Below are 21,565 nucleotides of genomic sequence, written 5' to 3' on the forward strand. Positions count from 1 at the left end.
ATGAAAAACGCTTATCTCCGGGCGCTGACGATCAGCGTCATGATTGCTTTCGCGCCGCTGGCCCTGGCGAGCGCCCAGACCGATATCTCCGTCTCCGACCACAGCTGGATCAAAGGTCAGCAGGATGCGCTGGCAGCGATGAAGGAAGACCTGCAGGGGCATCCTGCGGCCGCACCCGTCTTACCGCAGCAGCAACTGGACCTGATTAACCGCCTGCAGGGCGATATCGCAGCCCAGACCAATAAGATGGGGGAAAAAGACACGTTCCCGGCTATTTACTTTGTGAGCCTCGGTATTCCGCGTGAAGGTCTGCTGCCGATGCTGAAGGATGCCCGTCGTTACAACATACCGCCGACGCTGCGCGGCCTGGTTAATAACGACATGCGACAGACCGCGGCGGCAATGTTTGAGCTGAGTAAGGAGGACAAGGACGCCGGCGTGCAAATCGATCCAACGTTGTTCACTCAGTACAACATCACCACGGTACCCGCCCTGGTGGTGACCTGCCCAGGCCGCTATGACGTAATCAGGGGAAGTCTGCCCCTGCAGCAGGCTCTCGAAAAAGTAGCTGAAAGTGGTGATTGTGCGGCAACGGCACGCCATCTTCTGGAGGCCGGAAAATGAAAAAACTGCTTTCAACGGTGCTGATGCTGTTTCCGCTTCTGGCTGGCGCAGCTGATCCTGCCTTTGAGGCGGGAGCGAGCTTTGGCAAAGGTAATGCTTCCGCCGGGACGGGAGCCCTGAAAAATCCGGATACCGTCACGGGGGCAATACCAGGCTATACCGCTAACCCACCGGAGAAAGGGTATTACGGCGGCGTGGATGGTGGTGACGGTGGGCTCGCCAACAAAGGGCAGGCCGCTCTGCAGGGCAATGACGCAGCGCAGTCGGTTATCAACTCCGGAAAAACGAACCCGACGCCCGCCATAGACCCGAACGCACCTTTCATCACTATCGGTAAAAATGCGGAAGCTGGCGCTGACGGTGTGCTAAACGGGACCGCGAACCAGTGTAAGGAGGTGACGGTATCGAAAACCACCTTTGAAAATTACACCTGCGATAAGGATGTGGCCTCAGTGGAAGCCTGTTCAAGAACGGCAACACCTGGCGGACATACTTCCACCACGACAGTGCAGAAAACTTTCACACTGACGGCGGCCAATGGCGATGTTGTTTTTACGAATAACGGTACTTCCTTAAGTTTTAGTTTTAAAGCGCCGGCATCAGGACCGGTGATCAGCGCGCATTTTTACTGGGCGGATCGCGATGTCAATGCCGGGAAAATCTCCTGGTGGGGCGTCAGTCAGACGATTGTCGGAAAAGCCTTTAACTGGGAAATGCCGGGCGCTCCGGGGACACCGTTGTCGCAGGGGGGCTCGTTACCTGCCGGTTCCTATCAAAGCACCGGATGTGTTAGCGGAAAGCAGGATGTTTGTAGAAAACATATCCGGGAGCAGATAGCTGACTTTCAGTCAGGCGCGTCAGGCTTCACGCTCGTGCTCGTTATGAATGCAGTCGAGACTACTTTTGTCCCGGAAGTGAACTGGTCCTCATCCTGTGGCCTGGATATGTCGAAGGCGCAAAAAACCACGTCAACCTGCACCTCTCCGGGCGGAAATAAAACCATTGTGAACAACGGTCAGAGCTATAACGTTTACAGCGACTGCTGGCAGTACACCGATAACTATGTCGTGCCGTCAGACTCCACCGGAACCTGCGGAACGCTGATGACGAACCCCTCCTGTACGGCGGCAGGCAACACCTGCACTGAATCGACCGACGGGCAGTGTACCCATATGAGCTACACCTACCAGTGTCAGACCACGCATCAGTCGGGCGGCCTGGTCTGCGGCGGCGACTACATCTGTAAGTCAGGCGAGTGTGACGACACCAATGGTGCCGGAAGCAGCGGTTTTGATACGGCCGTGGCCAAACTGGCAGGACTTGCCTCGGCGGCTGAAGACGCAAAAGACGCCAGCAGTACCATTGAGGTCAAAGCCTTCACGGGGAAAGCCATGCGCTGCCGTAAAGCCTTTGCTGGTTTCTCTAACTGCTGCAAAGACTCTGGCTGGGGACAAAGCGCCGGACTGGCCGCATGTGATGACGAAGAAAAAGCAATCGGCAAGGCCAAAGCAAAAAAAATCACCGTCAGCGTGGGCGAGCGGTGCGATCGCCAGGTGCTGGGTGCCTGCATCCAGAAAAGTCAGGTTTACTGCGTCTTTGACGGCAAGCTTGCCCGCATCATTCAGGAGCAGGGACGTCGCGACCAGCTGGGCGTGAAGTTCGGCAGCGGTGACAGTCCAAACTGCCGGGGGATCACGGTCCCGGAGCTGCAGCGTATCGACTTCGACAAAATCAACTTCTCTGACTTCTACGAGGATTTGATGAAGAACCAGAAAATCCCCGATACCAGCGCGCAGGTCCAGCAGATTAAGGAGCGTATTGCCGCGCAGGTGAATCAGCAGGGAGGTGGCAAATGAACCGTGTCCTCTGTGGCCTGCTCATGGTGCTGGCGAGCCATACGGTGCTGGCCGAGGAGATTATTACGCCGGCAGAGCCGTTCACCGGCTGGTCCTGGTACAACGAACCGAAAAAGCCGCCGGAGCAGTCCAGAAAGCCACAGCAGCCTGCACCGCAGGCCATTCCGGATCTCAGTAAAATGTCCCCGATGGAGCAGGCCCGGGTACTGAAAGGATACACCCAGGAGGCGCTTAACCGCGCGATTCTGTTCCCGTCGAGGGAAAACACGGCGACGTTCCTGCGCTGGCAGAAGTTCTGGACAGATCGGGCATCGATGTTCAGTCAGTCCTTTGCGGCGGCGCAGCTGAGCCACCCGGACCTCGACTACAACCTGGAGTATCCGCACTACAACAGCATTGCGCCGTTTATGCAGACCCGCGACCAGCAGACGCGGCAGAGCGCCGTGGAGCAGCTGGCGCAGCAGTACGGTTTGTTCTACTTCTACCGGGGCAGCGACCCGATTGACGTGCAGATGGCGGGCGTGGTGGCGGACTTTGCGAAAACCAACGGTATTTCGCTTATCCCGGTATCGGTTGATGGCCAGGTGGCAGCCTCCCTGCCGCAGAGCCGTCCGGATACGGGCCAGTCCCGGTCGATGAATATTACGCACTTCCCGGCGCTCTACCTCGTTGACCCGCGCAGCAAGAATTACCGCGCGCTGTCATACGGCTTCATGACGCAGGATGACCTGTCGAAGCGATTCCTGAACGTGGCCACCGGCTTTAAACCCAACTCCTGAGAGTCTCTTATGACAAAGATGCTTTTACCCCTCATCCGTGATGCAGGGCGTTTCGCCCTGTACACCTTTGTCTTCGGCCCCGCGCTGTTGCTGTACGGTATTGTGATAGCCATCTCGCTGGAGGGCTCGCTGGCGGGACAGTTTGTGAAAGAGGCGCAAACGCTAACCGAAGGCGCGCCCGCCGGAAAGGTGATGCAGTGCGTCACGCATCATGAAGCGGCACCACAACCCCGGCTACCTGAGCCCGGCGAGGACGCAAGTCCCCCTCCTTATGAGTTCCCGCCGGTACAGTTTTGCCATCGTGAACCGGTTGACAGCGAGCTGTGGATAAAGCCGATGAATGCAACGCTCCTCAACCTCTGGCTGATGGGCGCGCTGTTCGGCGCGGCTGTGGCCTTTCTGGCTCATCTTTATATTCATCGTTCCACCACCTCACGGCAGATGCCGGGGGTATGGCAAAGGGAGACACACGAATGAAACCCGCTATTCTCGCAGGGCTGATTTTCTGGGGCACGATGGCGCGCGTACTGAGCGAGCTGATGACCTGGTCGGTTGAGCATACGCAGCAGGGGCTCTTATGGTTGTGCAATGGTATGTGGGCCGTGGCGGCTGGCATGGTGGCGTATGCCGTCTATCGCTGGTTCCGTTACGAAAGAGGGCAGGCGCATAAGGAAGCCGATCATGAACATTAAAACCGGACTCACTGCGCTACTGTTATCCCTGCCCCTGCTGGCGAATGCCGGTGCGCGAGAGGAGTTAATGGCGCTTGAAGCATCAAAAACGGCCTCATCTGCAGACGCTGCAGCCATCACCGCTTCCACCATTCCTGTACCCGCGCAAGCCAGCCTGATGGCGCTGCCGGACGGACGTCGGGCTAACATGAAAGATTATGCTGTGGTGCTCTTTATGCAGGCGCACTGCCAGTACAGCGCTAAGTTTGACCCGTTGCTGAAGGGCTGGGCCGATGAGCATGCCATCAGGGTGTACCCGTACACCCTTGACGGCGGCGGGGACGTATCTTACCCGACCCCGATGATCCCGCGTAAGACGGACCCTAACTCTCCCATCGCAGACGAGATTGTCACCTTCTTCGGAAACGGTTTGCCAATTGCGACACCGACGGCCTTTATGGTCAACGTCAACACCCTGAAAGCTTATCCACTCACCCAAGGGGTGATGGACATCCCGGCACTTGAGAGCCGTATGGCCAGCCTGATTCAGGCTGACACGGATAACGTCGATCCAAAAATGCTGCCGCCAATGCCGGCAAGCGCGCAGGTCACCCCTCAGTAATACAAACGGACTACAAAATGACGACAAATACGTATGCGTTATCGCGTACCGAGCGCGTGTGGCTGTTATTCAGCGTGACGCTGCTTGTGTCCGCAGCGTTCTATGGGGTGCTGGCCCACCGGGTGGTCAGCGTCATGGATCGCCCTGAACTGACAACCTGTCTTCAGGACTTACCGGTGCTTCTGCTCATCTCGTTGAGCATCGGATTCTTTTTCACTGTTACCGGGCTGTACGTCTGCCGGCAGACCCTGGCCAGGAAACCCCGGGAGGAGATTGCATGAGGCCCATCAGACTGAAGACGCTTATCCGAAACCAGGCTTTCGCGATACTGACAGACTGTAGTGCGGATACTGAAACCCGAAAATGGACGGATTTGTTAACCCTGAAACTGTTTTATGCCTTAATTTTTACCGCCGTAGTCGAAAGGGTATACGTGACGTGCGCCATCACAACGCTCAGTGAGCTGTCCGTTGACCGCGCCGAACAGTTTACGCTCTCGCTTCTCATCCACTATCCGCAGTACCTGTTGTGGGGCGTTATGGCCGCGATTTGGGTGCTCATTGCGGTGAATTTACTTGTCTGCAGCTGGCTCTGTCTGGCCAGATATCTTTGCCGCAAAATTAACCGTGCTGACAGCCCGGCAGGCAAGGATACGCAAGCTGTGGAGGTGCCAAATGATTAAGGCGCTTATTACGGCAGGTGTCGTGTTCTTCTCAGGTCTGGCAGCTCTGCCTGCTCAGGCGGACGTCAACGGCGATCTGAACGGCTTCTTCAATAATCTGGGCTACAGCGGCAACGTGACTCAGGCGCAGGCCTGGCAGGGGCAGGCGGCAGGGTACTTCTCCGGCGGCTCAGTTTACCTCCGGAACCCCGTCAAAAACGTCCAGCTGATCTCAATGCAGCTGCCTTCGCTGAACGCCGGCTGCGGCGGTATCGATGCCTATCTCGGGGCATTCAGTATGATCAGCGGTGAGGAAATCCAGCGATTTGTGAAGCAAATCATGAGCAACGCCGCTGGCTATGCATTCGACCTGGCCCTGCAGACGATGGTACCAGAGCTGAAGCAGGCTAAAGACTTCCTGCAGAAGCTGGCCAGTGATGTTAACTCCATGAACATGAGTTCGTGCCAGGCAGCTCAGGGCATTATCGGCGGGCTGTGGCCCGTGACGCAGGTTTCCCAGCAGAAAATCTGCCAGGACATTGCCGGCGAAACCAACATGTTTTCCGACTGGGCGGCTTCCCGTCAGGGCTGTACCGTCGGAGGACAGGGTGACAAAGTCACAGCTAAAGCCGGTGATGCTGAGAAGGATCAGGTGCTGAAGAACAAAAACCTTATCTGGGACACCCTCAGTAAGAATGGTCTTCTCGGCAACGACCGCGCGCTGAAGGAGCTGGTCATGAGTACCGTCGGCTCCATCATTTTCAACAAAAACGGCGATGTAACAATTCTAACGCCACTGGTTGATAACCGCGACCTGATTAAAGTCCTGATGCGCGGGGGAACGGCGAAGGTCTACGGATGTGATGAATCCACTCTGTGTTTGGGACCTGTTGTCACTAACCTGACGATTTCCGAGTCCAATGCGCTGGTCACGCTGGTGAAAAACCTGATGCTCTCAATGCAGAACAAGCTGGTCGACGATACTGCGCTGACCGATCAGGAAAAAGGCTTTGTGAACACCACCTCTGTGCCGGTACTGAAGTACCTGACTAACGCCCAGAGTATGGGGATGAGCGCCACATACCTGCTGCAGGTGTCTGACTTCATTGCCCAGGACCTGATGATTCAGTACCTCCAGGAGCTGGTAAAACAGGCAAGCCTGTCGCTGGCCGGCAAGAACTTCCCTGAAGAGGCGGCCGCTAAACTACGCGACAACATCATTCATGCGCAGGGACTTCTCGCTGACATGAAGCTGCAGTCTGCCGCTGACCAGAACGCCCTGGACGGCATCGACCGCAACATGCAGTACCTGCAGCAGCAGGTATCCACCATTGTTTCAGGCTCCTATCAAAGCAACTATCACTGGGGTGATCGCTGATGCTTGAGATATACACCATTTATGGCGGGGGAATGTGGAAAACGGCGCTGGACGCCGTTGTCACCCTTGTCGGTCAGAATACCTTCCACACCTTAATGCGTATTGCCGGCACCTTTGGGGTGCTGGCCGTACTGCTCACGTTCATCAAACAACGTAACCCGATGGTTTTCGTCCAGTGGCTGGCGGTCTTCATGATCCTGACAACCATCCTGCTGGTTCCGAAACGCTCAGTGCAGGTCATTGACCTGTCTGATCCCGGTGCAGTCTGGGTAACCGATAACGTACCGGTTGGCCTGGCGGCTATCGCGTCGCTGACGACCAGTATCGGGTACAAGATGGCGTCGGTTTACGACATGCTGATGGCCAGACCCGACTCGGTAACCTACAGCAAAACCGGGATGCTGTTTGGCTCGCAAATTGTGGCGGAGACGAGTGACTTTGCCACGCAAAACCCGGAGCTGGCGCAGATGCTGCCGGATTACGTGGAAAACTGTGTGATTGGCGACATTCTCCTTAACGGTAAATACACCATCAATCAGCTGCTCAATTCCACTGACCCGCTGACGCTGATAACCAGTAACCCAAGCCCGCTGCGGGGCATTTTTAAGATGACCTCCACCTCGCGCCAATTCCTGACCTGCCAGCAGGCCGCAACGGAGATCCAGAAGCTGGCCAATACTGACGTTAACCCTGGCAGCGCGACGTTCACGTGGCTGACGAGAAAGGTCTTCGGCAACAAGCTGAATGGCGCGTCGCTTCTGGCCAACTCAATGGGTGAAAGTTATGGATTCTTCTATGCCGGTGGCATGACGGCTGCGCAGATCATGAAGAACAACATCACGAACAGTGCAGTACGGCAGGGGATTAAAGGTTTTGCCGCTCGCTCGTCCGACACGGCTAACCTGCTTAATCTGGCCACAGAGAACGCGGCAACCAAACAGCGTCTCGCCTGGGCTGCAGGTAACGAACTGGCGACCCGAACGCTGCCGTTTGCACAGTCCCTGCTGATGCTTATCCTGGTGTGCCTGTTCCCGCTGATGATTGCGCTGGCTGCGTCAAACCACACGCTTTTTGGTCTGAACACACTGAAAATATACGTTTCCGGTTTTATCTACTTCCAGATGTGGCCGGTTATGTTCGCCATTCTTAACTATGCCGCCAACTACTGGCTGCAGAGTCAGTCCGGGGGCACGCCCCTGGTGCTGGCCAACAAGGATGTGGTTGCACTGCAGCATTCTGACGTGGCGAATCTTGCCGGGTATCTGTCCCTTTCCATTCCGGTGCTGTCGTTCTATCTGACCAAAGGTGCGGCGGCGATGGGCTCTCAGGTGGCAGGGAGTGTACTCAGCTCGGGTGCCTTCACGTCGGCAGGTGTGGCAGCAACCACAGCGGACGGTAACTGGTCGTTTAACAACATGTCGATGGACAATGTCAGCCAGAACAAGATGGATACTAACCTGATGCAGCGTCAGGGTCAGCAGACGTGGCAGGCAGATAATGGCTCCACGCAGACTCAGACGGCAGGTGGCCATACGGTTATCGACGGCTCGGGTGCAATGTCGAATCTGCCGGTGAACATGAAGCTCAGCCAGCTGGCCAGCAGTGGATTCCAGGAGTCTGCCCGTCAGTCGCAGGTTCAGGCGCAGACTGCTCTCGATGGCTACAACCACAGCGTTACCAGCGGCTGGTTACAGCTCTCTCAACTTTCTAACCAGACCGGTACCAGCGACAGCCTGATCAAAGGCAGTGAAAACAGTCAGGCCACTAACGCAACACGCGGTGCTGGCATGATGTTGTCTGCCGCTGAAAGTTATGCGAAAGCAAACAACATCTCGACGCAGGAAGCCTATAACAAGCTGATGGATATCAGTAATCAGGGGTCTGTATCTGCAGGCATTAAAGGGACGGCCGGAGGGGGGCTTAATCTGGGCGTTGTTAAGTTTGGTGCCGAAGGAAGTATTTCAGGCGATTTGCGGCATTCTACGGGCAGCTCCAGAGGAATTCAGGATTCTGATTCCCATTCGCAGGATATGCGACATGATCAGAATGGCCAGGCAGTTAATGACTTCCGCCAGGGTATGGATATGGTTAAAAGTAGCCGTATCACCGATGGCGCGAATCATTCTGAGAATGCTGCAAGCAGCAATGTTCAGCAGCTGGCCGCAACGCTCAATGATGCAGAAAGCCAGTACCATCAGTACACCACCAGTTCGACGCAGAGTAACGAGTTCAGCCGTATGGCCACCGTTGCGCAGAACCAGAGCGCAAGCCTCGATACGAACTATACGCAGGAGTTTGTGGACTGGGCGGCTAATAAGTACGGTGATAAGGCACAGTCCATGCTGACAAGTGCGCCGTCGGCGCGAGAAGCAGCGATGGAATTCGTAAATGAACGTCTCAAACCTGAAATCATGGGGGATTATCAGCAGGGCCGTTCAGATCTTACCAGCGGCCAGGAGCATGCAGCATTCAGTGGGGAGCATATCGTACAACCAGCGCGAGGCAGTCAACAGGTATCAGGTTCATCTGGCCATGATGCTGGAGTCAGTTACAGCTCTCAGGATGGCGGTGCTCATAGCTCGGGAGGTATTGGCAATGCCCAGACTAACGGAACGACTCAGGGCGCTGAATATGGAAGCCTGCAGGGTGGAAATTATTCTGCCAGAACAGATGATTCTGTTTCTCCGGGGATTGGGCAGTCAACTGTTCATCAAGGGCAAGCAGGCGGACAGAGAAGCAGCTCGGGTAATATCACCTCGTCGGCAGGGATGGTTGAAGCCGGTGGACGCACCACTGCAGATGAAAGGACAGGCCACACTGCAGAATCGCATCCTGAGTTCCAACATTCAGGTACCGTCAGGGAGCAAGGAACCACGCATGGACAGGGGAGTGATGTTACTCATAGCCGTTTAGGCATTAATGCTGGCGGAGAAAAAGTACGTGGTGATGCCATGCAGGAGTCATACAAAGAAAATCAGACTAAGCTGCATGAACATTCCTCGCAGGGTTTTGGTCCCCAGAATGAGTTACAGCGCCGAGTGGCGGAACAAAGATCTGAAAATGAGCATAAAATCAACGAATCTTCTGGAGAAATTGGCAAAAAACAATCCACTGTTCAGGCATCCAGTGATATCCTGAAAGGAGAAAACTTAATCGGTCAAGGGCGATTCAAGCTTGGTCGTGCCGAAGCTGAACTGGATCAATCAAGTAAACTCAATCCGTTTAATGATCTCCAACCAGATGAGCTGCAACAGAGAGTGGCAGAATTAAGGAAGAAAACTGGAGGGTAAAATGACCAAAAAGGTAAGTGCTTATTGTTGTTTCATTCCAATCGGCATTTATGCAGCTTATTCTGTAAGCCTGCAATTACTTTTTGACGTGCCATTTATGGCTAAGAGCATGCTCTTATCAGTCATACCCAGCGCCATATATATGTTCTGCATTTGGAAGTTACGAAACAGCAAAAGAGGGATGAGCTTAAAAGCGACGCTCCTGTGTAACACGATGCTTGCAGTCTTGCTAACTTTCTTGGTGGCATTTGTTGGCAATGATACCGAAAGTGCTCTCATAGCAGGCATAGCCGTTCACTCGCTGATAGCTTTCATCTTTGTGGGAACAGTATTGCGGCCTATTACTTTCAAGGATAATACCCTTCTTAAGGATGAAGATAATGGCCGGATATATGTTATCCGAAATGGGATAGCTCATATGTTGCCAGATAATGAGGCTCAACTCCTCAGCACTAGTGACAACAAAATTATCAGTTTTTCAGGCAGTCATATGAGTTTCCAGGATGGTGGAATAACCAATATTCCTCTGAATACTTCCTTCAACGATTCGTTCAGTAACGGAATAACTGTGAACCCTGCGTCAGGAATGCCAATGGTTGGTGGCATCTCTGGCCTGGATATACACGGAAACAGTTGGGGAACAAACTTCAACGAACCTTCAAATACGTATGACCCTAACCGGGGATACTGAGAGTAAGGGGGCAATGGCCCCCTTAATTTTTGTAGTAATCTAAGTCAATCATCTATTTAACCTAAATTCCCTTTCAAATCAGCCGATAACGTCTCTGTTAGCTATATCTCGCTAACGGGGACGTTTTTCTATGCACAGGATGAATTCATGAAATTAAAACAATTAGCCGTTGTAGGTCTGATCGCATCTACTCTCGCTCTGTCTGGTTGTGGTGCCATGTCCACAGCGGTGAAGAAACGTAATCTCGATGTCAAAACCCAGATGAGTGAAACCATCTGGCTGGAGCCATCATCAGAGAAGACTGTTTATTTGCAAATCCGTAATACATCTGACAAGGACATGTCTGGTCTGCAGGCACAAATTACAAATGAACTGGCCGCGAAAGGCTACCGCGTCTCCAGCTCTCCGGACACGGCCTACTACTGGATTCAGGCAAACGTGCTGAAAGCCGAGAAAATGGATCTGCGCGATGCCCAGGGCTTCCTCAAGACCGGCTATGAAGGTGCGGCAATGGGTGCGGCACTGGGCGCGGGTATTACGGCGTATAACTCATCGTCTGCTGGCGCAACGCTGGGTGTCGGTCTGGCCACCGGGCTGATCGGTATGGCTGCAGATGCAATGGTTGAAGACGTCAACTACACGATGGTGACCGATCTGCAAATCTCCGAGCGCAGCAAAGCGGCCGTCACGACCGACAATATTGCCGCCCTGAAGCAGGGAACGTCCGGCATTAAGCTGCAGACCAGCACGGAGCAGGGCAACCGTGCTAAATATCAGACCCGCGTGGTATCCAACGCCAACAAGGTGAACCTCAAGTTTGAAGAGGCGAAACCTGTTCTCGAAGCACAGCTGGCCAAATCCATCGCTGGCATCATGTAATGCCCTGCGGCTGCGGCGATCGTCGCAGCCGTTCTTCTTCCCCCGCTGATTTTTAACTGTGCTCATTCCGGGCAGGGTGCGTCAGTGCTTTCTGTCAGTTACCAGTAATTACGCTTCCTCGCATGACTGCGCCAGGCGCAGCCCTGCCTGCGGCGAGCGTTGCGTCCTTAATTTCAAAGGAGTTCGTCCATCATGATGCATCAGATAAATGAACGTGCAGATTACTCAGCTGAATTCTGGTCGCTTATCCATCTGGAAAGTGAGCTGATGGTAGCGAGGGCTTATCTGAATGTCTTTGGTTCACTTCCTGAGGGGCACGGAATGACCTTCATTACTGGCTGGGCTGGCTATGAATTCACTCTATATGGTCTGGAACCCCAGGAATGGTATTCACCGGTTTATAAGGATGTGGCCTCCTCAGTCCGCTCTATGGCTGCATACATTAATGCACAGGACTGGGAGGACGGATGTCAGCAGGCCAGATATGAACTGAGTCTGATGTAATAACCTGACGTTTTCCCACTCGCGGTACCACGTATTTCATCACCCTTTTCAACGTTTCTTCTCTGATAACACACATCACCGCGCAGGTGATGCGATAACGGCCGGACAACACTCTATGAGCTTCGCAGGAAAAAACCTCACCCAGGGCGGGCAGATGACCGCCTATCGCTGGCGCATGTTCATTCAGGTGAACAACTGGATAGGATTCTGGATCTTCATCCTGTTCGCCGTGCTGACTACCGCCATTTTTCTCTGGCGAATTCCACAGGAAGCCCTTGATAACGGCTCCCTGTGGTGGTTCGCCAGCATCAACAGCAGTTTTATCGAACTGATGCCGGCAACGGGGACGCCAAAAATTTACGACGTCCACTACTGGTATGCGCCAACGGCGACGATGATGGTGCTCAAAATGACCCTGCCGCAGATCTATGCGGACCCGTACATGCAGGCTATGGGTGACCAGTGCCTGACTGAGCTGCAGTGGGCGGCCTGTGCCAGCGGGCTGTTCAGTATGGTGGTGTTTATCGCCGTGACATGGTTTATCGCCAATATCGGTCGTAAGGAAAGTGAAGACGAATACATTTCCGGGATGCAGCTGACTGACAAGCCTGCCGAAGTTAATAAGCTGCTGCGTAAAAACGGTGAGTTCTCTGACCTGCGCGTGGGTGATCTGCATATGGTCAGGATGGCGGAGGTACTCAATTTCCTGATGCATGGCACTATCGGGGTGGGGAAGTCGACGCTAATACGCTGGTTACTCGACTACATCCGCAAACGTGGTGACCGGGCCATCATCTACGACTCCGGCTGTACCTTCACAGAAACCCATTACAACCCGTCCACCGATTTCATACTCTGTGCTCACGACGAACGCTGTGCCAACTGGCAGATGTGGGGCGAGTGTGTCGACGCCGTTGATTATGACAACCTGGCCGCCAGCCTTATTCCGGTGGAAGGCGACTCAGATCCGTTCTGGGTATCCAGCTCGCGAACCATCTATGCCGACCTGGCCATTCGTATGTCTACGGACCCGGAACGCAGTATTGAGAAGTTCCTCAAAACCCTGCTGTCTCTCAGCATGAAAAATCTGCGTGACTATCTGGCCAACACGCCCTCAGCCAACCTGGTTGAGGAGAAGATCGAGAAAACGGCCATTTCCATTCGCTCAGTGGTAACCAACTACGCCAAAGCCCTTCGCTACCTGCAGGGGCTGGATGACGGAACAAAGCCACCATTCACCATCAGAGAGTGGATGACGCAGGAACGCTATGACAGCAGCTGGCTGTTTATTTCAACCCAGGCTCGTCACCGCAAGAGTGTACGCCCGCTGATCTCACTGTGGGTATCTCTGGCCACGCTGATGCTGCAGAGCATGGGGGAGAACAGCGACCGCCGCGTATGGTTCATTATCGATGAAGCCCCCAGCCTGCAGCGCATCCCCGAGCTTGCCGAGACACTTGCTGAGGCGCGTAAGTTCGGCGGCTGTTTCGTGCTGGGGATGCAGAACATGGCCCAGCTGGTTCACGTCTATGGCCGCGAGCTGGCCAAAAGCATCTTTGACCTGATGAATACCCGTATGTACGGTCGTTCGCCGAGTGCCGAGATGGCCAAAGTGGTGGAAGAGGAGCTGGGCAACCAGCGTAAGCGCAAAATCCGCGAGCAGAACAGCTACGGTCTGGACCAGGTGCGTGACGGTGTGTCCCTCGGTAAGGACGAGGTCAATAACCCCATTGTCGACTACGAGCAGATCATGCGTCTGCCAAACCTCAACTTCTACGTGCGCCTCCCGGGTGAGTATCCGGTCGTCCGTCTGAAGCTGAAATATCGCGCCCCGAAGAAGCGGCAGGCAGGCCTGATCGAGCGCAACATCCGTGATGCGCTTAGTCCAGAGCTTGAGAGGGTTATTCAGGAGAACGAGCGCGCAGCGGCGGCTGCAGGTCTGACATTCCCGACCGGAGACGAAATGCTGGAGAAGGGAAGCGAGACATCATCTGCTGCTGACGGTTCTGCACCGGTTTCATCAGCAGGGGCAACCGGCTCGCCGGCGGCATCGCCCGTCGAAAAAGTGGCTCGTGCCCGAATGGAGGAACCGAATCCATCACGCAGCGCTGCACCTGAACGGCAGCCGGTACCAGCCAGGGAGCCCGTGACATCCCGAACAGCGCCAGTGGTCCCGGAAGTAGTGACTGAAAAACACAGCACGGTGACAGACCCTGTCACCGAAGACAAAAAAGACAACGTTGTTTCTCTTCGTATTGTCGGGCTGGCTAAACGTACCGCTGAAGCACCGGGCAAAGCACCGGTCGTGGCCGATGTATCTGGCAGCAAATCTCCTGCTGGCTCCGTACAACCGATGCCGGATGCTCTCAAAGCCCTGCGAAATCGTCAGCACATATCTGAACCGCCCGTCGCATCACCCCTGAGCATGCTGCACAGGGCGCGTCAGCGTCCTGCCACTTCAGAAGGCGATCAGCAGACCGAAGAAAGCGGTGGCGAATCAATGAATCTGGATATGAAGGTGACGGCACTGCCTGACGGCGGCCTGAGTATGACGACGGCAGGGAAGTCAGTGACACCGCAATCCCCGGATGAAGCCCACAGCACCCACCGGCAGCTGGCGAAGGAAGAAGAGAACATTTTACTTCACCGTCACGCGGACGATCCGGGTTACGACGAAAACGACCATCACTATTACGACAGAGAGCCTGAACTATGATGTCAGTCGCCCCTGTAGCGTCAGCCGGCGAGGCTGCAGGCTACTACAGCAATTCCGATAACTACTATTTTCTGGGCAGCCTGCAGAGCCTCTGGATGGGAGAGGGTGCAAAAGAGCTGGGCCTTGAGGGCAATGTCCGAGGCGATGACCTGACGGCCGTGCTCGAGGGACGTCTGCCGGACGGCTCACGGCTTGGCAAGGAGGTTAACGGACAGCACGTCCACCGCCCCGGTCATGACCTGACCTTTTCCGCCCCCAAGAGCGTGTCCATTCTGGCACTCATCGGCAACGATAAAGAAATGGTGGAAGCACATAACCATGCCGTCCGCGTTGCGGCCGGCTATGTCGAGAAACTCATCTCGGCCCGCGACACGAAAGACGGCGTTACGTCCATTGTGCACACCGGCAAGATGGTGGCGGCCGCATATACGCATGATACCTCGCGCAATCTCGACCCGCAGCTGCACACCCATCTCCTGATTGCCAACATGACGGAGTATGCGGGCAAATGGAAAGCCCTGGCCACGGACTATATCCATAACGCCGGCTTTATCGAAACCGTCATGAAGCATCAGGTCACGCTCGGGAAAATTTATCGCAGCGCGCTGCGTGAGCGGGTTGAAGCGCTCGGCCATGAAGTGGAAGAAGTAGGCAAGCATGGCATGTGGGAAATCAAGGGCGTTCCGGAAGAAGTCCGGGACGAATATTCCTCACGGGGCCGGGAAATTCAGGGGGCCGTGGGGGCTGAAGCCACGCTGCGCAGCCGGGATGTGGCGGCCAAAGACACCCGCAGAGCGAAAGTTGACCCTTCGCGGATGCGCCTGATGGAGCGCTGGCTGGGCCAGATGAAGGAGAAGGGATTTGATCTGAAGGCGTACCAGGAGAGCGTGGTGCCGCGTGATGCAGGTCTTCGTGAGACCGCGCCTCAGCCGGAGCGAGATCACCAGGCTAAGCCGGTTCCTGCCGGGCCTGAACAGGCTTCTCCGCAGACGTCGTCCACGGCAGAAAAGAGCGTCGACACACCTGCTCAACTCACAGAACGGGAGAGCCTGTCCCGTCAGCCAGTACCACAACAGACTGACACGCTGAGTCAGCCGGCACAGACCGTTCCCGAAAAGACGCCGGCGACCAGGAGCATTCCTGCAGCGCAGCTGGACACTGAAATACCCCGCCCGGAACTGACTGAGGCTGTCCGTATGGCCATCTCGCAGCTCAGCGACAGTAAAACGCGCTTCACCTTTGGCGAGCTGATGATGACCACCGCTGAGCTGAGCGAACGGCTGCCGGAGATTCAGGATATTCGTGTGGCCATCGATGCGGCGCTGAAGGACGGCATGATTGTGCCGCTGGACAGTGAGAAAGGGGTCTTCACCTCCCGTATTCACCTGCTCGATGAACTCTCGATCCAGGCGCTGAGTCAGGAGCATCTCAAATCCACAAAAGTCGTCAGTTTCACCCGCCCGGCGCAGTACGCGCCGGCTGCGCTGGAAGTGGTAGAGAAAGACGCCCTGGTTCTGATGAATGCCCCGTCAGGCGTGGCGGGCATCCGTGACCTGACCGCGCAGCTGGCCGGTATTGCCGGCGCGAACGGTCGTGACGTGCAGGTGCTGGCCAGCTCTGCCGAGCGCGCCATTTCACTGGCGAAATCCGACGATTTGCGGGAACGGATCATCAGCCGTCAGCATGTTCTGAGCGGTGATTTTCACCTGAAACCCCAGAGCACGCTGATTATCGAAGGAGCAGAGCGTCTGGGATTAAAGGAGACGCTGGTTCTGCTGGGCGAAGCGCGCGCGCAGGACGCACAGCTGGTCTTTCTCGACAGTGCCGGGCGGCAGGCGAACGGTAATGCCATGTCCGTACTGGAGTCCGCGGGGGTTGTCCGCTCCCGCCGCACTGAGCCGGCACCCGGGCTGGAGGCCGAAGTGGTCAGTATTCCGAACAAACGCGACCGTTACGAGGCGCTGGCCAACCGGTTTGCAGAGCTGAGCGGAGGAACTGAAAACGTCACCGCCGTCGTGATCGGCCGGCGTGAACAGGCACAGCTGACGGGCCTGGTACGTGAGGCGCTGCAGAACGCAGGGCAGCTGGGCCGCGATGGCGTGGAGATAGAGGCCCGGCAGCCGGTCTGGCTCGACAGCAAAACGCGCCGCATGCCCGGTTCATACCGTCCCGGTATGGTGCTTGAAGATCGCACGGACGCAAAAGAGCGTAAGTCGTATGTGATTGATCGGGTGCATGAGGATACGCGAGTCCTCTCGCTCATCGACGGGGACGGCGTGCTGACCCGGATGAAAATCGGTGATATCAGCGCTGACTGGCGTCTTTTCAGCCGTGAAACCCTCAGCGTGGCCACCGGCGAAAAACTGCTGTCCGTGGCGGGCGACCGCGAGCACAGCCTGAAGGCCAAAGATCGTCTTGAGGTGACCGGGATAAGTGAAAAGGGGATTGAGGTTAAACGGGGGGAAGACACCCTGACGCTGCCAAAAGACCAGCCGCTCTATCTGTCACATGCTTACGTGACCGCGCCGGGCGGACGGGATAACGACACCGGCGTGGTGCTGGCCGCGCTCAACAGCCGCGACATATCGACCCAGACCATGAACTCGCTGGCACAGAGTGGCCACCGTGCGGAAGTGTTCACCGCCGAAGTGCAGGACCGGGCTGAAGCCCGGTTGCAGCGCATGAAGACAAATGCCTCTCCCGTGCAGCTGGTCAAAAACCTGAGCGGACACCAGGACGTCAGTCAGGCGGTGGATTCACTGCATGACAGCGTCCGGACGGACGCGGGACTTGCCGTCTGGCGTGCCATTAACGACCAGCGCACCGTGGTTATCAGCGAGCTGAAGCTCGCGACGGAAGCGCAGAAATATCATCCCGACCTTGAGGCCATCGGGAATGAAATTGGCGCGATGATCAAAAACGGCGAGCTGTTATCCGTATCTGCAGGGGGAGAGCCGGTACTGGTTTCCCGGTCCACCTGGGAGATGGAGAAAGCCATTCTGCGCGTGGTGGAGGAAGGAAAGGGCACGCAGCAGCCGTTGCTGGAACAGGTACCGGAGGCCGTGCTGAACGGCCTGACGGATGGCCAGAAAAAGGCGACCACCCTGGTGCTGGGTACCACGGACCAGTTTATCGGGATTCAGGGCTATGCCGGCGTGGGGAAAACCACGCAGCTGAAGGCGGTGATATCTGCACTGGAGACCTTACCGGCGGACGTTCGCCCGGTGATGACGGGGCTTGCTCCTACGCACCAGGCAGTGAAAGAGATGAGCGACGTCGGTGTACGGGCGCAGACAATCAAATCCTTTGTCGTTGAGCATGACCAGGCGACGGCCGCAGGCGGGAAGCCTGACTATAAAGGCCAGGTGTTTCTTATCGATGAGTCCTCAATGGCAGGCAACCAGGATACGGCGGCACTGTTCCAGGCCATTGCCAGCGGCGGCGGTCGCGCAGTCTCGATGGGGGATATCGACCAGTTTGAAGCGGTCGACGTGGGCGCGCCGTTTAAGCTGATGCAGGAGCGAAGCCCGATGGATGTGGCCATCATGAAGCAAATCGTCCGTCAGAAAGACCTGCAGCTGCGCGGTGCCGTTCACGACATCATTGATAACCGGATCGATGCGGCCCTGCAGCGTATTGAAACCCAGACGGCTGACCGCGTTGCGCGTAGCGCTTCAGCCGCGCTCCCGGAGAGTGCCATTCAGGAAACGGAGGCGCCCGTTAACGATATCGTGGAGGACTGGACGGACCGGACGCCGGAGGCCCGGTCCCGCACGCTCATCATTGCGCAGCTGAACGCCGACCGTAAGGCGATAAATGCCGGCATTCATGCCGTGCTTGCTGCGCGGGGGGAACTTGGAGAGAAGGCCATTAAGGTGCCCGTGCTCGATAAAATCACCCATACCCGCCATGAGTTCAACAAAACAGAGGCCTGGGAAGCCGGGATGGTGGTTAAACGCGGCGATCGCTACCAGGATGTGCTGGCCGTTGACCGTAACGGCAGCACGGTGACGGTACGTGATGAGGAAGGGAAGATTGGTCTGGTTTCACCGAAGGAGCTGATCACCGGTGACGTGCAGCTGTTTCGCCGCAGCGAGATGGAAGTCCGTTCCGGCGATCTGCTTAAGTTCACGGCGACCGATCGCGAACAGGGGCAGATGGCCAACCAGCGCTATACGGTGGAGTCGGTCAGCGAGGAGGGGAATATCCGTCTGAAGGGGGAGAACGGTCGCGTCACCATCAATCCGGAGAAGGTCCGGGCGCAGCAGCATCTCGACTACGGATGGGCCGTTACCGGCTACGGTGCACAGGGGGCAAGTAGCGATTATGTCATTGCGCTTGAGGGCACGAAAGACGGGCGTAAGGCGCTGGCTTCCCGTCGGGCCTTCTACATCTCAACTTCCCGCGTCAAGGAGCACGTCCAGATTTACACCGACAATAAAGCGGACTGGGTTAAGGCGATAAAAACGCCGGAGCGTGATATCAAAACGGCGCACGATGCGCTGGCGCCTGAAACGCAGCGTAAACAGGCGAAAGCCATCTGGGCAATGGGGCAGCCGGTGAAGAAAACGGCCATCGGTCGCGCCTGGGTGCGCCATCAGGGCATGCAGGATGCGTCACTGACGGCAAAAATCATCCCGGCCACCCGGCGTTTTCCTGAACCGGCGCTGGCGCTGCCGGTGTATGACAACAATGGCAGGAGTGCGGGTCTGGCCCTGGTTTCCCTGGTTGCCAGCCCGGAAGGACGGATGACGCAGGGTGAGACCCGGATGGTCATGACAGAACGTGCCCGTGGCGCCGTGCTGCAGCGGAGTCAGTCCGGAAACACGATTGTGGCCAGCGACCTGACGGCCGCACTCGAGGCAGTACGAAATCATCCAAAGGACGGCGTGGTCTGGCAGACGGGAAATGAGTCACTCTCGACACATCTGTTAAAAGTTAGTGGCGGAATTATCAGGGCAGAGGAAGAGGGACTCGCTCAGCACGTTATCGGCAAAGAAAGCGAAATTGTACTTCCGGCAAAAACCGTGCTGCACGAAGCCCTGGCGGAAACTGCTGATCTTAAGGCAGCGCTGGCACAGGAAGAAGAAAGACGACAGCAAGATGAACCAGGTATCAGTAAGGCATTGATACAGGAGAATGCGCCCAAAGATGAGCAGGAAAAATACTCGATTCCGGTTGAGGATACGGTGCGCATCAGGCCTGACATGATCGCTGACAATCAGAGCACAGAACCACATAAACCCGAACACTGGAAGGTGAAACAGATAGCGGACAGGGACAGTAGCATGGCGAAGGACGTGGGAAGAGTGGACGGTCGCGATAATGTAGCGGACAAATCCCTTTCTGACCGTGAGCAACATATGGCGTCACGTATGGGCAGACAGCTGGTCAACAGTGAGAGCGATATCGTCCGTCAGCCAGACAGTAGTGAGCGTGGAAGGATGCCGGAGCGCGAAGAACAGACACTCACCCGAACCATTCAGAAAGAACGTTAATCTCACTTTTAACCACGAGAATCAGACAATGAAAGCAAACAAATTAGCAGCATTTATAGTTACAACATACATTGGCTTTATTTCAACGGCACACGCTTCAGCCCCTCAGCCATTATTCAGCCCGGAGCAGGAGGCACGTATCGGCGAAATCGCTGCCGACTATCTGGTTTCTCACCCGGAGATTCTGGTGACGGTCAGTCATAAGCTGCAGGAACAGCAGGAGGCACGTAAGCAGAAGATGTTTGCACTCAGCGTAATGGAGAATCAGGCGAACCTTCTGCATGATCCGGACACACCGGCTTACGGGCCTGATAACGCAAAGGTCGCGGTGATTGAATTCTTTGATTACCAGTGCGTGTTCTGCAGCCGCTTCGCGCCGGAGCTGGAGAAGGTTATGAAAGCGCAGCCGGACGTCCGCTACCTCTTTAAGGAGTGGCCAATATTTGGTGGTCGTTGGGAAGCTTCACTGCAGGCAGCGCAGCAGGGGCTGACGGTCTGGCAAAAGAAAGGGCCGCAGGCCTATGTCACCTATCACAATGCCGTCTACGCCACCGGCCATAATGAAGGCAAGCTGACGGCGGAGGATATTCTCGCGGCAGCGTCAAAGGCAGGACTGGCTGCCCCAGCTCCTGGCGACCATACCGCATCCCTTGAGAAAAACAGTAACCTGGCAGAGGAACTGGGACTCACCGGAACGCCGGGGATCATCGTCATGCCCGTTAGCGGTGCGACTCCCGACACCATCACAGTTTTCCCGGAAGCCGTAACCGCTGAAAGACTCCAGGCAGCAATCCGGAAAGCCACCAGAGTGAAATGATCCTCAGCCCGAAGAACGTCTCCCGCCAGAGACTGTTTTTCATGTTCCGCGCGTAATTGCCATCTTCCCGTTCCGTTCTCCTGCGCTTCCTCGATCAGGCCTGCCGGCCTGATACTGCGGCGAGCGCTGCCGGTTATAGTCCCTTAAGGGCAATTAGCATGCAAACTATGGACGGTTATCTGGTCTAACATCTGGAAAAATTACTGACGAGAAGGTAGTATTCGGATCGTCAGCGATCGTCTTGTGGTGGGACAGATTGTTGATTCAGATTACTTTTGTGACCTAACTCAAACTGACGGTTTGACTGCTTTGTGGTGAGGCAGGCGGGTGGCAGAAGATGGTTTTACGGAAGAAATGCGGACTTCCGGAAACAAACAGGGACAGGACGTGTCCAGTAAAACGTTCAGGAGCAGGTAACGGGATTTCCCGGAGCCTGAATGCACAAACCCCCTGAAATCTGTATCCACTTTGGCGGGCGGTTCAGATTCAGGGGGTCCAAAAGCAGGCGCGTTGCCTGTGAAGGATTATAACGCATGCACCATAGAAAACAACACCCGGCCGCCATAAGAACAGGCCGCC

At 55.9% G+C, this 21,565-nt stretch carries 16 protein-coding genes; all 16 read left to right on the forward strand.

Going from position 1 to position 21,565, the window contains the following annotated elements; all coding sequences use genetic code 11:
* The 16 genes from trbC to ACQG2Q_RS26215 all read left to right on the forward strand — a co-directional run bounded on the left by trbC (position 1) and on the right by ACQG2Q_RS26215 (position 20,986).
* Positions 1–624 (forward strand): type-F conjugative transfer system pilin assembly protein TrbC, encoded by a 624-nt coding sequence (trbC, locus tag ACQG2Q_RS26140; protein WP_032663636.1) that lies wholly within the window; start codon positions 1–3, stop codon positions 622–624.
* Positions 621–2,480: a type-F conjugative transfer system mating-pair stabilization protein TraN gene (traN, locus tag ACQG2Q_RS26145; RefSeq protein ID WP_032663637.1), complete on the forward strand. Its 1,860-nt coding sequence runs from the start codon at positions 621–623 to the stop codon at positions 2,478–2,480. Before trbC ends, traN begins: the two co-directional genes overlap by 4 nt.
* Positions 2,477–3,259, forward strand: a complete 783-nt coding sequence (gene traF, locus ACQG2Q_RS26150) for a type-F conjugative transfer system pilin assembly protein TraF (protein WP_032663638.1) — start codon at positions 2,477–2,479, stop codon at positions 3,257–3,259. Before traN ends, traF begins: the two co-directional genes overlap by 4 nt.
* A 9-nt stretch (positions 3,260–3,268) precedes the next feature.
* Positions 3,269–3,736, forward strand: coding sequence for a hypothetical protein (locus ACQG2Q_RS26155; protein WP_045340589.1), 468 nt, complete (start codon positions 3,269–3,271; stop codon positions 3,734–3,736).
* The gene (locus ACQG2Q_RS26160) at positions 3,733–3,951 is read left to right on the forward strand and encodes a hypothetical protein (protein WP_029403814.1); all 219 of its coding nucleotides are present in this window, start codon (positions 3,733–3,735) and stop codon (positions 3,949–3,951) included. The genes ACQG2Q_RS26155 and ACQG2Q_RS26160 overlap by 4 nt, the downstream gene beginning before the upstream one ends.
* A complete protein-coding gene (trbB, locus tag ACQG2Q_RS26165) occupies positions 3,941–4,552 on the forward strand; it encodes an F-type conjugal transfer protein TrbB (RefSeq protein ID WP_426759284.1) in 612 nt (203 codons plus the stop codon). The genes ACQG2Q_RS26160 and trbB overlap by 11 nt, the downstream gene beginning before the upstream one ends.
* A gap of 17 nt (positions 4,553–4,569) precedes the next feature.
* Positions 4,570–4,833: a hypothetical protein gene (locus tag ACQG2Q_RS26170; protein WP_029403816.1), complete on the forward strand. Its 264-nt coding sequence runs from the start codon at positions 4,570–4,572 to the stop codon at positions 4,831–4,833.
* A complete protein-coding gene (locus ACQG2Q_RS26175) occupies positions 4,830–5,234 on the forward strand; it encodes a hypothetical protein (protein ID WP_032663640.1) in 405 nt (134 codons plus the stop codon). Before ACQG2Q_RS26170 ends, ACQG2Q_RS26175 begins: the two co-directional genes overlap by 4 nt.
* On the forward strand, positions 5,227–6,591 hold the full coding sequence (gene traH / locus ACQG2Q_RS26180; RefSeq protein ID WP_032663642.1) for a conjugal transfer pilus assembly protein TraH: 1,365 nt from the start codon (positions 5,227–5,229) through the stop codon (positions 6,589–6,591). Before ACQG2Q_RS26175 ends, traH begins: the two co-directional genes overlap by 8 nt.
* Positions 6,591–9,881 (forward strand): conjugal transfer mating-pair stabilization protein TraG, encoded by a 3,291-nt coding sequence (traG, locus tag ACQG2Q_RS26185; protein ID WP_426759285.1) that lies wholly within the window; start codon positions 6,591–6,593, stop codon positions 9,879–9,881. The genes traH and traG overlap by 1 nt, the downstream gene beginning before the upstream one ends.
* A 1-nt stretch (position 9,882) precedes the next feature.
* Positions 9,883–10,572, forward strand: a complete 690-nt coding sequence (locus ACQG2Q_RS26190) for a hypothetical protein (protein WP_032663645.1) — start codon at positions 9,883–9,885, stop codon at positions 10,570–10,572.
* A gap of 147 nt (positions 10,573–10,719) precedes the next feature.
* Complete coding sequence (gene traT / locus ACQG2Q_RS26195; RefSeq protein ID WP_032641144.1) at positions 10,720–11,451, forward strand: conjugal transfer complement resistance protein TraT; 732 nt, start codon at positions 10,720–10,722, stop codon at positions 11,449–11,451.
* Positions 11,452–11,643: 192 nt separating this feature from the next.
* Positions 11,644–11,955: a hypothetical protein gene (locus ACQG2Q_RS26200; RefSeq protein WP_032663648.1), complete on the forward strand. Its 312-nt coding sequence runs from the start codon at positions 11,644–11,646 to the stop codon at positions 11,953–11,955.
* 115 nt (positions 11,956–12,070) lie between these two features.
* On the forward strand, positions 12,071–14,671 hold the full coding sequence (gene traD, locus ACQG2Q_RS26205) for a type IV conjugative transfer system coupling protein TraD (protein WP_032663650.1): 2,601 nt from the start codon (positions 12,071–12,073) through the stop codon (positions 14,669–14,671).
* Positions 14,668–20,169, forward strand: a complete 5,502-nt coding sequence (gene traI / locus ACQG2Q_RS26210; protein ID WP_032663652.1) for a conjugative transfer relaxase/helicase TraI — start codon at positions 14,668–14,670, stop codon at positions 20,167–20,169. The genes traD and traI overlap by 4 nt, the downstream gene beginning before the upstream one ends.
* Positions 20,170–20,197: 28 nt before the next feature.
* Positions 20,198–20,986 (forward strand): DsbA family protein, encoded by a 789-nt coding sequence (locus tag ACQG2Q_RS26215; protein ID WP_032663653.1) that lies wholly within the window; start codon positions 20,198–20,200, stop codon positions 20,984–20,986.
* Positions 20,987–21,565: the final 579 nt, after the last annotated feature.

Source organism: Enterobacter cloacae complex sp. 370H10, from assembly GCF_050031535.1.
Classification (GTDB): domain Bacteria; phylum Pseudomonadota; class Gammaproteobacteria; order Enterobacterales; family Enterobacteriaceae; genus Enterobacter; species Enterobacter intestinihominis.

Bases quoted from the DNA above. Each gene is read 5' to 3' on its own strand.
- trbC (WP_032663636.1), top strand. From the start codon at position 1: ATGAAAAACGCTTATCTCCGGGCGCTGACGATCAGCGTCATGATTGCT.
- traN (WP_032663637.1), top strand. From the start codon at position 621: ATGAAAAAACTGCTTTCAACGGTGCTGATGCTGTTTCCGCTTCTGGCT.
- traF (WP_032663638.1), top strand. From the start codon at position 2,477: ATGAACCGTGTCCTCTGTGGCCTGCTCATGGTGCTGGCGAGCCATACG.
- ACQG2Q_RS26155 (WP_045340589.1), top strand. From the start codon at position 3,269: ATGACAAAGATGCTTTTACCCCTCATCCGTGATGCAGGGCGTTTCGCC.
- ACQG2Q_RS26160 (WP_029403814.1), top strand. From the start codon at position 3,733: ATGAAACCCGCTATTCTCGCAGGGCTGATTTTCTGGGGCACGATGGCG.
- trbB (WP_426759284.1), top strand. From the start codon at position 3,941: ATGAACATTAAAACCGGACTCACTGCGCTACTGTTATCCCTGCCCCTG.
- ACQG2Q_RS26170 (WP_029403816.1), top strand. From the start codon at position 4,570: ATGACGACAAATACGTATGCGTTATCGCGTACCGAGCGCGTGTGGCTG.
- ACQG2Q_RS26175 (WP_032663640.1), top strand. From the start codon at position 4,830: ATGAGGCCCATCAGACTGAAGACGCTTATCCGAAACCAGGCTTTCGCG.
- traH (WP_032663642.1), top strand. From the start codon at position 5,227: ATGATTAAGGCGCTTATTACGGCAGGTGTCGTGTTCTTCTCAGGTCTG.
- traG (WP_426759285.1), top strand. From the start codon at position 6,591: ATGCTTGAGATATACACCATTTATGGCGGGGGAATGTGGAAAACGGCG.
- ACQG2Q_RS26190 (WP_032663645.1), top strand. From the start codon at position 9,883: ATGACCAAAAAGGTAAGTGCTTATTGTTGTTTCATTCCAATCGGCATT.
- traT (WP_032641144.1), top strand. From the start codon at position 10,720: ATGAAATTAAAACAATTAGCCGTTGTAGGTCTGATCGCATCTACTCTC.
- ACQG2Q_RS26200 (WP_032663648.1), top strand. From the start codon at position 11,644: ATGATGCATCAGATAAATGAACGTGCAGATTACTCAGCTGAATTCTGG.
- traD (WP_032663650.1), top strand. From the start codon at position 12,071: ATGAGCTTCGCAGGAAAAAACCTCACCCAGGGCGGGCAGATGACCGCC.
- traI (WP_032663652.1), top strand. From the start codon at position 14,668: ATGATGTCAGTCGCCCCTGTAGCGTCAGCCGGCGAGGCTGCAGGCTAC.
- ACQG2Q_RS26215 (WP_032663653.1), top strand. From the start codon at position 20,198: ATGAAAGCAAACAAATTAGCAGCATTTATAGTTACAACATACATTGGC.